11 protein-coding genes are annotated in these 12631 nt (G+C 39.0%); 1 reads left to right on the top strand and 10 read right to left on the bottom strand.

Annotation, left to right across the window (positions count from 1 at the left end):
* Positions 1 to 311: 311 nt before the first annotated feature.
* Together RI196_RS09310 and RI196_RS09305 are read right to left on the bottom strand one after the other, a co-directional pair.
* Positions 312 to 1454 (bottom strand): aminotransferase class V-fold PLP-dependent enzyme, encoded by a 1143-nt coding sequence (locus RI196_RS09310; RefSeq protein ID WP_311066114.1) that lies wholly within the window; start codon positions 1452 to 1454, stop codon positions 312 to 314.
* 170 nt (positions 1455 to 1624) lie between these two features.
* Positions 1625 to 2251 carry a LysE/ArgO family amino acid transporter gene (locus RI196_RS09305; RefSeq protein ID WP_066250744.1) on the bottom strand — a complete coding sequence of 209 codons (627 nt, stop codon included), beginning with the start codon at positions 2249 to 2251 and terminating at the stop codon, positions 1625 to 1627.
* Positions 2252 to 2389: 138 nt separating this feature from the next.
* On the opposite strand from RI196_RS09305, the gene pdxR reads away from it, so the two are divergent.
* Positions 2390 to 3841, top strand: a complete 1452-nt coding sequence (pdxR, locus tag RI196_RS09300; RefSeq protein WP_311066113.1) for a MocR-like pyridoxine biosynthesis transcription factor PdxR — start codon at positions 2390 to 2392, stop codon at positions 3839 to 3841.
* Between the two features lie 468 nt (positions 3842 to 4309).
* Here the strand turns inward: pdxR and arsC are convergent, their stop codons facing one another.
* The 8 genes from arsC to RI196_RS09260 form a co-directional block, all read right to left on the bottom strand.
* Entirely contained in the window at positions 4310 to 4732 is a 423-nt protein-coding gene (gene arsC / locus RI196_RS09295) for an arsenate reductase (thioredoxin) (RefSeq protein ID WP_311066112.1), read from the bottom strand.
* 20 nt (positions 4733 to 4752) lie between these two features.
* Positions 4753 to 5814 carry an ACR3 family arsenite efflux transporter gene (gene arsB / locus RI196_RS09290; RefSeq protein WP_311066111.1) on the bottom strand — a complete coding sequence of 354 codons (1062 nt, stop codon included), beginning with the start codon at positions 5812 to 5814 and terminating at the stop codon, positions 4753 to 4755.
* A gap of 31 nt (positions 5815 to 5845) precedes the next feature.
* Positions 5846 to 6193, bottom strand: a complete 348-nt coding sequence (locus tag RI196_RS09285) for an ArsR/SmtB family transcription factor (RefSeq protein WP_311066110.1) — start codon at positions 6191 to 6193, stop codon at positions 5846 to 5848.
* 544 nt (positions 6194 to 6737) lie between these two features.
* On the bottom strand, positions 6738 to 7400 hold the full coding sequence (locus RI196_RS09280) for a methionine ABC transporter permease (RefSeq protein WP_063388321.1): 663 nt from the start codon (positions 7398 to 7400) through the stop codon (positions 6738 to 6740).
* Complete coding sequence (locus tag RI196_RS09275; RefSeq protein WP_063388322.1) at positions 7393 to 8151, bottom strand: methionine ABC transporter ATP-binding protein; 759 nt, start codon at positions 8149 to 8151, stop codon at positions 7393 to 7395. Before RI196_RS09275 ends, RI196_RS09280 begins: the two co-directional genes overlap by 8 nt.
* A 15-nt stretch (positions 8152 to 8166) precedes the next feature.
* Complete coding sequence (locus tag RI196_RS09270) at positions 8167 to 9042, bottom strand: MetQ/NlpA family ABC transporter substrate-binding protein (protein WP_311066109.1); 876 nt, start codon at positions 9040 to 9042, stop codon at positions 8167 to 8169.
* Positions 9043 to 9057: 15 nt separating this feature from the next.
* Entirely contained in the window at positions 9058 to 10236 is a 1179-nt protein-coding gene (locus tag RI196_RS09265) for an acyl-CoA dehydrogenase family protein (RefSeq protein WP_311066108.1), read from the bottom strand.
* Between the two features lie 94 nt (positions 10237 to 10330).
* Positions 10331 to 11671: an LLM class flavin-dependent oxidoreductase gene (locus tag RI196_RS09260; RefSeq protein ID WP_311067310.1), complete on the bottom strand. Its 1341-nt coding sequence runs from the start codon at positions 11669 to 11671 to the stop codon at positions 10331 to 10333.
* Positions 11672 to 12631 lie beyond the last annotated feature (960 nt).

Below are 12631 nucleotides of genomic sequence, written 5' to 3'. Positions count from 1 at the left end.
ACTGCCTTTTATTCCGGCCTGTTGATATATCTGTTTTAAGTATTCGCTGGGATTGAATCCATATTTATTTATACTATATTATTTGCAATTTGCAAATAATCATTTTTAATAATAAACTGAAGCTCCATCAGATCGTTGAATGGAGCCGAAAAAAACTGTTAAGACATTAGTTATGAAACTAGCTGAATTTTGCACTACAGAGTTAAAAATAGACTATTCACACAAATCTTTTGTCCGCTTTAAACCACTCATATATTGTTATTGGAACCATGAAAAAGTTTCGAGTCTTTCAATACCTAGACCTGTGCTGCTTATTTATTCGCTGTTAAAACAGTTGTTAGCTCGTCAATTGCTTGCCGAATATCATCCTGCGTATTGTAAAAATGAGGAGCGATTCGGATGACGTCGTTTCTAGCAGAAACAATGATATTTCTCTCTTTCAAGATCGATTCTATTTGCCCAGCATTTTTTACATAAAAAGCAGTTATGCCGCCTCTTTTGTGAGCCGATAAAGGAGTAACAGTGTGTAATCCTTTTTCTTGTCCATAATCTAATGCGAATTGAGCTAATAGGTTTAAATGAGAAGATATATTCTCCACTCCTATTTCAAGAAGTAAACGAATAGCGGCAGCTGCTGCATAAGCGCTTATAAAAGAAGGCGTTCCAGTCTCAAAACGACGTGTTCCAGCTGCTGGTATAATTTGATGAACATTGAATTTCGAATGATCCTCTTGACCAAACCATCCTGTGACGCGCGGCTTCCATTTCTCTGCCAATTCAGCTTTTATGTATAGGAAGGATATTCCCGGAATACCTAACAAGTATTTCCTTGTTCCTGCTGCCAATATGTCGATATCCATTTTCTTTACATCAATAGGCACCTGTCCAGCAGATTGATATGCATCAACAAAAAGAAGTGAACCTTTACGATGAACAATGTCTGCAATCGCTTTGAGATCTTGTTTAAAACCGTTGTAATAACAGACATGGGAAATGGATGTGACAAGTGTGTCAGACGTTACATAACGTTCATAATATTCTAAAGGAATGACTCCTTGTTGAGAAGGAATAAATCTGACCTTTGCTCCAAATTTCTCCTGAGCGAGCCATACATGACCGGCGGTTGGAAAGTCCATATCTGTCGTCACAATGATATTTTTCCCTTTTTCAAAAGAAAGTGAAGAGGCGATAGTAGAAAAAATGTCAGAGACCGAGCATAATACAGCAATTTCATTAGGTTCAGCACCGATTAATTTTGCAAAACGGTATTTTGCCTGTTCAACTACTTTTATTGCTTGATTCCAATTAACCCCCGCCGTTAGCAAACTATTCATATACGCTTCAATCGATTCGGAAACATTTTTTGAAATGGCTCCTTGCGAACAGCTCGCCAGATGGATTTTCGATGCTAAAACAGGAAATAAAGAACGATAATGAGCATACGGGTGTTTCAATCCTATCTCCTCCTTTCAACTCCGCAAAAAAATTTTCTCCTAGTTATTGGTCTCCCGATTATTATAGTAATCAGCAACTGGATTTTTTCTTTTAGTTTATTATCCTGTTTCATAGACTTACAAGAGTTTACTATTTGGAGTAATGAAACCTCTACTGTAAACTCCTGTTTTTATTTTGCCAGTGTGAATCCAACATAAATCGCTGCTCCCCACATGACGAGCGCGGAAATTTTGTTAAAAGCATTCATCAAACGTCCAGATTGATCTAGATCCCCTATTCTCCGCCCTGCCAAAGCCAGCCCCGCAAACCAGATCCAGGAAACTAGAATACAGGCAAGTGCAAAAGCTGCTTTTTCCCCTTCATTGTATTGAAGTGAACTCGTTCCGATCACTCCAATCGTATCCATGATCGCATGTGGATTGAGCAGCGAGACCGATGCTGAAAACACAACTTGTTTGAATGGTGTAAAAGTTTCCTTGGCTGTTTTTCCGTTATTCTCTTTAACAGCAGAAGGGGTACTTTTCCAAGTGCTCCACCCCATGTATAACAAAAATAAAATCCCTAAGCACAGCATAATCGTTTTGATCAAAAAAGAACCCAAGACCATAATAGATACTCCGAAAACAGCAAGGATGATTAAAAGTGTATCACATAGTGATGCAGTTAAAACGGCTGGGAGCGCATGAATGAAGTGTTTCTGAAGAGCTCCTTGATGAAAAATAAAAACGTTTTGGACGCCAAGAGGAAGAATAAGTCCAAATGCAAGAATAAGTCCGTGAATAAAGGCTTCCGCCAATCCAATCCCTCCTATTGTATAGCATATGAATACAATTTTACCCGGAAATCGATTATTGTCTCCAACCAATTGGATGGATTCAATACCAACCAAGTTGTATAATCGACTCATATGATTGTAAAGGGAGAGTATTTTTTCATGAATGAATTAGATTGGAAGCCAGACAAATCGACTCCAGTTCCCCTTTATATCCAGATCAAAGAATATATTAAAGAAAAGATTGAAACAGGAGAATGGACTTTAGGGACAAAAATCCCTCCTCAACGCACATTGGCCAAAGCATTCGGAGTGAACCGCAGTACGATCGTGGCGGCTATGGAAGAATTGATTGCTGATGGATTGCTGGAAGGAAAAAGAGGAGGCGGTACCAAGATTATTAACAATTCGTGGTCTTTGATGACCTCTACTCCTCTCCCAGACTGGAATTCCTATGTGCAAGCGGGGAGTTATTATCCTAATTTGCCTACGATACAGGAAATCAATAAAGCAGAGTTTGATTCAAATATCATCCGGCTAGGAACAGGAGAGCTTTCTCCAGATTTATTTCCACGTGAGATGATGAAACAAGTATTTGAAAAGCTGACGGGGCACATTGATTCACTTGGCTACGAGGAACCGAAAGGGCTGCTTTTTCTCAGGGAACAGCTCAGTAGATATTTGAAAACCATCGGGATTGAAGCTTCCCCTTCTTCCATTTTGATTGTGTCAGGAGCTCTGCAGGCATTGCAATTGATATCAATAGGTCTATTGCGGCGAGGTGCTACGATCTTTCTGGAAAAACCATCGTACCTGTATTCCCTGCATGTATTTCAATCTGTCGAAATGCGATTATTTGGACTTCCTTTAGATGAGCATGGAATTCAAGCAAATAAGATTTCGGAACAAAAAAAGCGGCAAAATGCTTCATTGCTTTATACAATTCCGTCCTTTCATAATCCAACAGGAATTTTGATGTCCGAAGAAAGACGGAGAAAACTGATCGATGTATGCGAAAAGGAGCGGCTGCCGATTATTGAAGATGACGTATACCGAGAACTCTGGCTCGATTCACCGCCTCCCCCACCATTGAAAGCCATCGATAAAAATGGGCTTGTTTTATATCTTGGGAGCATGTCGAAAACATTGAGTCCCGGTCTGAGAATCGGCTGGATAGTCGGACCGAAGCCTGTTATTGAGCGATTGGCGGATATTAAAATGCAAACCGATTACGGATCCAGTTCCTTGTCTCAATGGGCAGTTGCGGAATGGCTAGCAAGCGGGCTCTATCATCAACATTTGGAAGAGGTCAGAAAAGAATTGAAGGTTCGAAGAGAGATCATGATTGATTTATTACAGAGGTATTTTTCCGATATTGCGACCTGGACTGTTCCTAGAGGTGGTTTTTATATATGGCTGCGCATATTGCCTTCAATCTCCATACGGGAACTTTTTGAAAAATCATTAGAGCATGGAATTCTATTAAATCCAGGAAATGTCTATGATAAGCATGCAGCCCAGTACCTTCGCCTTTCTTATTCCTACGCTTCTTTAGCTGACCTGGAGAAAGGAATGTTCCGTCTTTCGAAAGTCATCCGACAACTAATCACCTAACTCTTTAACGTGCGTTCCATAGCGGTAGTTGAATCCATCGCATACATCAACATCTCGTATAAAACAGCCAATATCGAAACTTGAATAGGTCCCACATTCAGGCGATTGTGAATCGACGCTTGTATCGGAAGCTTTCTCGATTTTATTCTTTCAAGCCCCACTTAAACTACACATAACCAAAATAAAATAATGTTAGAAATCGGGCGGTGTTTCAAAAATGTAATAATTGAAGCCTCAAATCGTACTATAAATCCCTTAAAACTTTTACCTAAATTAAATATCTATTTTTCTCCCTAAAATCTGCCCCATTGCAGCAAATCTATTAATCTTAATGTTGATATTGTCTTGCAACAGCCAATGCTATATGACTTTTTCGTTAATTGTCTAATTCTTCTCCTAAAAAACACGAAGAGCCCGAGAAAGTTCTCCAGGCTCTTTTTGTTATTGATATGGAGGGACTGAAGGAAGTTATTCACCAGTCTCAGCAAAACGTTTAATTCTTTCACCAATCTCATCGCGAACACGCATGAAAACAGCCCATTTTTCTTCTTCTGTCCCCTCTGCCTTCGCAGGATCATCGAATCCCCAATGTACGCGTTTCACGTGCGGAGGTGTTACCGGGCAATGGTCTGCGGCGTGACCGCATAATGTTACGACCAAATCAGCATTATTTAAAATTTCCGGATCAATGATATCCGATGTTTGGTTCGAAATATCAATTCCTACTTCTTTCATGACTTTTACCGCGTTTGGATTTAATCCGCGAGCTTCGATACCGGCGCTGTACACTTCCCACTCGTCGCCAAGATATTTTTTTGCCCATCCTTCTGCCATTTGGCTGCGGCAAGAGTTGCCAGTGCATAAGAAGTAAATGATCTTTTTGTTTTTCATGTTTTATTGCACCTCTGTTGTTAGTATGATACTGATTCGGTTTTAAAGTATTTTCGCTGAAACCATAATGCTACGTTGACCAATGCAATCATGACAGGCACTTCCACAAGTGGTCCAATGACAGCTGCAAATGCTGCACCAGAATGGATCCCAAACACGCCAACAGCTACAGCAATCGCTAACTCAAAGTTATTGCTGCCGGCTGTAAAGGCAAGTGTGGTGGTGACAGGGTAGCTCGCTCCAAATTTCTTCCCCAAGAAGAAGGAAACGAAAAACATCAATACAAAGTAAATGAACAATGGAATGGCGACTCTCACTACATCCAACGGCAAACTTACGATAGCGTCTCCTTTTAAAGAGAACATGACGATAATCGTAAACAATAAAGAAATCAATGTAATCGGGCTGATTTTTGGAATGAATACTTTTTCATACCATTGTCTGCCCTTTGCTTTTACCAACAAAAAGCGCGTCACCATTCCGCCAAGAAACGGAATTCCTAAGTAAATGAACACCGACTTGGCGACTTCCGTCATTGTAATATGAACGACAGCACCTTCTAGTCCTAACCATTCTGGAATGATTGTTACAAACACATACGCATAAACAGAGTAAAATAGCACTTGGAATACAGAGTTAAACGCTACAAGCCCAGCTGCGTACTCTCTGTCTCCTTTCGCTAAATCATTCCAGACGATCACCATCGCAATACAACGTGCCAGACCGATTAGGATGAGTCCGACCATGTATTCCGGCTTATCCGGCAAAAATACAATCGCCAATACAAACATCAATATTGGTCCAATAATCCAATTTTGTACAAGGGACAAAACCAATACTTTTATGTCTTTAAAGACGCGTCCCATCTCCTCGTAGCGAACTTTTGCTAACGGAGGATACATCATGAAAATTAAACCAATGGCAATTGGAATCGATGTGGTTCCTGCCTGTAAACTGTTTATTGCGTCTACAAAGCCCGGAAAGACAGATCCAAAGCCAATTCCTGCTGCCATAGCTAGGAAAATCCAAAGCGTTAGATATCGATCCAAGAACGATAGGCGTTTTTTCCCCGTATTATTCATTTTCCCTCCCAATTAAATTAAAATTAATAGGTTAACAACCACAACGGAGTGTAGGGTTGGTTTCCTCAATCTTACGAATATTCTCTGTTTGATCTGGAATGTGCTGCAGAATTTCTTGAATGCAATCATATAACTCATTTTCTAGATTGAGAGAATAATAAATCCATTGCCCCCTTCTATCTTCTTTTACTAATCCTGCATCTTTTAACTTGCGTAAATGCTGACTAATAGCCGGCTGACTCATATCAAATACTTCGAGAAGCTCACAGACGCAACACTCGCGTTGCTTTAAAATGGCCATAATCGTTAAACGTGTTTTATCACCGAGTAGCTTTAAAATGTGTGCTGCTTTTTCTATTTCCACCACTGCTTTTTGCATTTGGAACACCCCTATACATATATAGTTATATAAATATTTACTTATATATCAATCTACTTTATGGTTCATCGCACACTAAAAAATGTCTTTTCATATCCACGACATGAATACTGTTTAGTATTATCATTTCCTTATCTTCAATAAACATATAACAATATACTTATATAAATCAACGGAAAATACGATTTTTAACATAATCTTTATAATTGACCCGAAAGTATGAAAGAAATTTTTAAAATCAGTGCAAATAATTTACACAATTGATTATGAGGAAAAAAATAAAACGTTAAAATTCCCTACTTTTTTAAGAAGCCAATACTATGTTTAAAACAAGAAGCTGTTGAACAATAACCCATGTCAACAGCTTCCTTCATCTATATAAAATTAAAAGAGGGGGAACAATTGTTAATCGCATTTTCTTATGCGAGACTGGATTTTACTAAAACTTTATAGAAGATCTCGATTCAAGCAATGCTTTGAAACGAATCATCATTTTGTTAAGACACTATGTTCAAAAATCCCGCAATAAATGACTCCGTTTAGCTTATCGTTTATCCAAAAAACTGGCTAAACGGCTGCCGCTAATTTGAATAATGGAAACTAAAATGATCATGATAACAACTGTAGCAAGCATAATATCCGGTTGATAACGATAATAGCCATTTCGAACGGCAAAATCTCCGAGACCGCCTGCGCCAACAACACCCGCTATGGTAGAATAAGATATTAAAAGAATAATAATATTAGATAAGCTGACTACCATTCCTGCTCTCGCTTCAACAAACATTACTTTCCATATAATTTGAAATATATTAGCTCCCATTGAAATAGCTGCTTCGATGACCCCTTTATTTACTTCCACTAAAGATTGTTCTATTAGTCTGGCGAAATAAGGAATAATAGCGATCGAAAGCGGTACAGAGGCAGGAACCGTTCCCACGGATGTTCCTACCAACAGCCGAGTAAACGGAATGACAGCTACGATTAAAATTAATAATGGAAATGCGTTAATTAAATTCACTAATGAATTTAAAATATTGAAAATATGCGGCTGTTCTAATAATTGCCCTTTTCTTGTTAAAAACAGAATCGTTCCTAAAGGAATTCCAAATAGTATGCCAGCTGTTACTGAAATACCTACCATAATGGCTGTTTGCTTAGTGGCTTCTATTATATCAGGAATTTGTTGAATGATGTTTTCAAACATTTAGGATCATCCTTTTGTCCTTATTAAATATTAATTTAGCAATATCAGACTTAGGATTATATTGATTGTCTGATAACGAAAATTCCTCTAAAATACTTCCTTTTTCCATTACGGCTACTTTATTGCAAATTTTTCTCACTACATCCATTTCATGTGTAACAATAACCATCGTTATATTTAGCTCTTGATTAATTTTCTTTAAAAAGGATAGAATATTATCCGTTGTTTGTGGATCTAAAGCTGATGTAGGCTCATCACATAACAAAATTTTCGGGTTCGTTGCCAAAGCTCTTGCGATGGCAACTCTTTGTTTTTGTCCCCCGCTTAAATTAGAGGGGTATTGATTTGCTTTATCTTCTAATTGAACTATGGAAAGACATTCTTCTATTATACTTTTACGTTTAACGGATGGTATTCCGGCAATTTCTAATGGAAAAGATACATTGTCATAAACCGTTTTATTATGAATCAAGTTAAAATGTTGAAATATCATGGAAATCGATTGTCTCATATGCCGCAGCTCTTTCTTCTTTAAAGCCATTATATTTCTTCCTTCAATAAGAACCTCCCCTTCATCAGGCTTTTCAAGGAGATTGATTGTACGAAGCAGAGTTGACTTTCCTGCTCCGCTAAATCCGATAATCCCATAGATATCCCCTTTTTCCACTTTTAATGATACGGATTTAATTGCTTCCAATTTCTCATCTTTTTTAATTTGATAAGTTTTCTTTATATTTTTTAAATGTATCATTTGTGACAGCCCCCATTATTCAAATACTGGGATTATGTCCCCATGGAATGTTTCCTCAATGAATTTTTTAACCTCCGGTGTATGCAAAACCTTTTTTAATTTTTGGATTTTTTCGTCATTTTGGTTGTCTGGTCTAGTCGTGATAACGCCTATAAATTCAGAGCTAGAGTCTTCCGCAAGCAGCGCATCTTTTAAGTGAAGACCAACTGCTGTTTGATATCCTCCTAAAATAAAAGCTAAATCTACATCATCAAGAGATTTTGCTGACATTCCTTGATCTAATTCGATAATTTTGAAATTTCTTTTGTTTTCAATGATATCTTTTTTAGTTGCTTGTAATCCTACCCCTTCTTTCAATTTAATGAATCCATGTTTTGCTAAGAAATCAAGCGCTCTTCCGTTATTGGAAGGATCCTGCGGTATACTGATGGTTGCCCCGTCAGGAACGTCTTTTATGTCTTTATAACGCTTTGAATAAAGTCCGGAAGGCCAAGCAAGTACTTTAATCGCTGCAACTAAATTAGTTCCATGCTGCTTGTTGTAAGCTTCCATATAAGGAATATGTTGAAAAGCGTTCGCATCAACACTTTTGTCATGAACGAGCTCATTAGGCTGAATAATGTCATTTACATATTCAATTTTTAAATCTATACCTTCCTCTTTCAACTTAGGTTTTATAAATTCAAGTATTTCTGGAAAACCATTAAACGAAGGATTCGTTGCTATTACTAATGTATCTTTATCTTCACCGGCATTAGTAGCTTTTCCACAACCGCTTATTAGTACCATTAAGCAAATTATGTAAATCAAATACGAAAGTCTTTTCATTTTGTCTTCTCCCCCAAAATCATTTATTATTGTTATTTCTTTTATTTTTTCTGGATGATGCATCTTTTTAGTTTATCCCTAATCCAACAAATTTTTCCCGATCATTTCTCGCGCGATATGATTTGATGGTCCCATGGCGCTGCCTGCTCTGGCATCTCGATATAATCTTTCCAAAGTTCCTTCACGGTAACCGAATCCGCCGCTGATATCAAGTCCTATTTGTGCAATCTCATTGGCTGCATCGGAAGCTAGGACTTTGAATTCAAGTAAAGAATTTTTCAGCTCTTCTGGAGCGTATTTTTCTCCGCTTTCTAACCATTCATCCAATTGAGAAGCTAAATCCTTCTGCCAGGCTTGCAGGCTGTCCGTTAAAATTTTCGCTTTTGCTAGCTGGCTGCGAATAACTTGATAATCGCTTAATGCCTTATTGACATCCTGATGAACTTTCCGCTTAGCATATGCAAGTGTTTCATCCAAAATCCCGATAGCGGTTCCTGTCCATGTTGCCCCTAGACCAATCAGGTAAGCGATACCGTTTTGAACAATTTCTTTTCCCTCACCTTCTTCACCTAAACGATCCTTTTTATCTACAAAAACATTACGAAGGGTAAGCGAAGAGCTGTGATTTCCACGCACTCCCAGCGCTGCCCATTCTCCAGCTTCTATCCCTTCTTGATGACCGTCCACAATAAAATAAGTAATGTCATCTGGTGATTTAGCATTTGGTGTTTTTGTTTGGAATACATAAAAATCCGCAAATCCACTGCTCGTGGTGAAAGATTTTTGAGCATTAATAATGTACCCGTCATCCGTTCTTACAGCTTCACTTATGTTGTACCAGTAATGTCCTCCTGTTGCTCCTTCGCTGGTTGAAGTTGTACCAAACTTTCCACTGCGAATCGGTTTCAACCACCGTTCCCATTGATCTTCATTTCCATGAGAGTATATCGTGCGGGCTGCCTCTACATGCATAGTGTAAATAAGTGCAGTGGAGGGACATGCCTTCGCTATTTCCTGAACAACAATTGCAAAGGCAGAATAGTTCAATCCCAATCCCTCTAATTTTTCTGGAAGTAAAATACTGTTAAACCCCTCTTTTGCAAGAACGGCGATATTTTCACTTGGAAATTCTTTGCTTCGATCAATACGATCTGCATTGGGACGGATAACTTTATCCACAATTTCACGAATTTTTTCATGTACTTGACCGAGTGTTAACGTGATAGGATTTTCATTTTCAGAAATAATTCTTGACATAAGCTTTCATCCTCCCTATATAAATGATGGTTTTTCCAGCCCATCCTCACTTTTTCTCGAGGAAAGGTGAAAACTACAGCATTTGCTCAAGTTTTTAGGCGTTCAGGGCCTTCAGATTATCCCTTAATGTTCCGTTTTCAACATATTCTGTCCTTGCCAAACCGCGTTTTTGTAAAATTGGCACCACCAACTCAACAAACTCTTCCAGTGAGCCGGGCAAATAAGCTGGACTTAACAGAAAGCCGTCTCCTCCTACTTCCTTCATTGTCTCTTCCATCCAATCGGCTACTTGCTCTGGCGAACCTACTAACTGTGGAGTCATGACGCCGCGACCATGTAACATCCCAGCCTCACGAATGGTTATATTTTTAGAACTACTATGTTTATAAGCGTCAATCATTCCTTGAATACCAGGCACTTTTAAATCAGCAATTAATTCGTCCAGTCCGTGTTTGGATAAATCGTAGCCCAAGTGACCGGACAAGATCGTTACCCCTGCTTCAGCCGGAACGAGAGAATTGTGGAGTGCAGCTTTCGCACGGGCAATTTCCTCTGTTTCTCCAACAAATACTTGCAATCCAAAACAGACTCTGACATCATCCGGATCGCGCCCAGCTTTCACTGCTCCTTCTTTCAAACGATTGTAATAAACCTTCATTGCTTCGCGATCAGGCTGAAGAGTAAAAATAAGTTCGGCATGTTTAGCGGCAAATTGGATTCCGCGTGATGATTGTCCAGCCTGAAGGATAACCGGGCGCCCTTGCGGGGAACGATCGATATTCAATGGGCCTTTGCACTTGAACCATTTTCCTTCGTGATTGATCGGATGCACTTTTTCCGGATCGGCAAATATGTTATTTTCTGCATCCATAACGATTGCATCCGGCTCCCAGCTGTCCCATAATTTGTAGCAAACCTCCATATACTCTTCCAACCGATCATAGCGCTGATCGTGGGATAAATGATACTGTTCAACACTCAACCCAAGGTTTTCAGATGCATTCTTATGAAAAGCAGTGACAACATTCCAGCCGACACGTCCACGTGACAGGTGATCCAAGGTGGCCAGTTTGCGTGCTAAAATGTATGGTGGATAACCTGCCACCGAAAACGTCATGGTCAGTCCAATATGCTTTGTTACCGCACCCATAAATGCCATTAAAACTGACGGTTCATAACAAGGCACTTGCGAGGCATAGCGAACGGCACTTTTGTAGCTGTTCTCATACTCGGAATAGATGCCTTCCGTATCGGCAAAAAATACTGCATCAAGTTTGCCTCTTTCGGCGATTTGGGCAACCTCTTGCCAAATTTCCGGACGATTCCATTGAAAAGCATTCGTCATCGTCATATTCCGCGGCTTCCATGTCGCGCTGCTGTGATGAGTTACAGGCGGCATCATATATTGAAGCAAATGCATTTTCTTCTTTTTCATGAGCTGTTTCCTCCCTACAATTCATTCCAATCATATTGCGTTCTGGCCAAAATTTTTATTGCCATGACCACCTGTACCGATAACAAGGAAGTTCTTTATTCGGTAAAGCGTGAATATTGTATTAAATAATTTCTGTACTATTTTGAAAAGAAAAAAGATTTTGATATTATCATCCGGAATTTTTCAGCACCTCCTCGTTCAAGACCTACCCGCCCATAAGTAAGGCTGATTTGCTCTCTTTTTTATGGAGTTCGCTCATACAACTCTCCTTATGAATCCATGCGAAAAAAAATTTGTGATGTTTTTTTCCTCAACATGCCGAATTAACTCAACTGTCTCCATACCATTCAGTTGCTTTACTCTCTAAGATAATGGGTACATCGAATTCTAAATCTCATTTTTTCAGACAGCTTTTGCTTTTAGCTGCAATCAAGGCGGCTTTCCCTACGTTAAGTAAATATTCATGTTCAGATGCTACATTTATAGCAGCCATACCTGATCCACCGAAATAAGCGTTGGCTAAAGAGTTAGGATAGCCATTAATTGGACGACTTCTTCTTCAACACACTGGTGAACTTTATGATCAGGCAAAATATTTCGATAACATTATTGAAAAATCATCCGTTAGCTTAAATCGTGCGTTTTGATCAAGAAATAAACCATCCCCGCTAAGCTGCGGGCTCTCGTCCTATTCAACCATCTGCTGTTGCGAAACGGTCAATCGTCACTACCATTCATGCAGCTATGGTAGAAGATCAAGCCCCGGCCGAACTGTAACAAGAAATTTCAGTTTTTCCATAAATTAAAGGCAAAAATCCTCGCATCTTCACTTGATTTCCCATTGGGATTAAGCCCCCAATATAGTCAAACTCATTTTGTGGTCGGAACGATTTATTTTAAATATGTAATTTAATTTGCGAATCAAACAGTGTATGCTCCATAGATCATGTCTAGAGCACC

The organism is Aeribacillus composti (assembly GCF_031760945.1).
Taxonomy (GTDB): Bacteria; Bacillota; Bacilli; order Bacillales; family Aeribacillaceae; genus Aeribacillus; species Aeribacillus composti.
The sequence above is the reverse complement of the archived record's forward strand: the minus strand, read 5'-3'. Positions and strand labels throughout refer to the sequence as shown.

Coding starts and splice junctions, on each gene's coding strand:
- pdxR (WP_311066113.1), top strand. CDS start 2,390: ATGAATGAATTAGATTGGAAGCCAGACAAATCGACTCCAGTTCCCCTT.
- arsC (WP_311066112.1), bottom strand. CDS start 4,732: ATGAAAAACAAAAAGATCATTTACTTCTTATGCACTGGCAACTCTTGC.
- arsB (WP_311066111.1), bottom strand. CDS start 5,814: ATGAATAATACGGGGAAAAAACGCCTATCGTTCTTGGATCGATATCTA.
- RI196_RS09285 (WP_311066110.1), bottom strand. CDS start 6,193: ATGCAAAAAGCAGTGGTGGAAATAGAAAAAGCAGCACACATTTTAAAG.
- RI196_RS09280 (WP_063388321.1), bottom strand. CDS start 7,400: ATGTTTGAAAACATCATTCAACAAATTCCTGATATAATAGAAGCCACT.
- RI196_RS09275 (WP_063388322.1), bottom strand. CDS start 8,151: ATGATACATTTAAAAAATATAAAGAAAACTTATCAAATTAAAAAAGAT.
- RI196_RS09270 (WP_311066109.1), bottom strand. CDS start 9,042: ATGCATCATCCAGAAAAAATAAAAGAAATAACAATAATAAATGATTTT.
- RI196_RS09265 (WP_311066108.1), bottom strand. CDS start 10,236: ATGTCAAGAATTATTTCTGAAAATGAAAATCCTATCACGTTAACACTC.
- RI196_RS09260 (WP_311067310.1), bottom strand. CDS start 11,671: ATGAAAAAGAAGAAAATGCATTTGCTTCAATATATGATGCCGCCTGTA.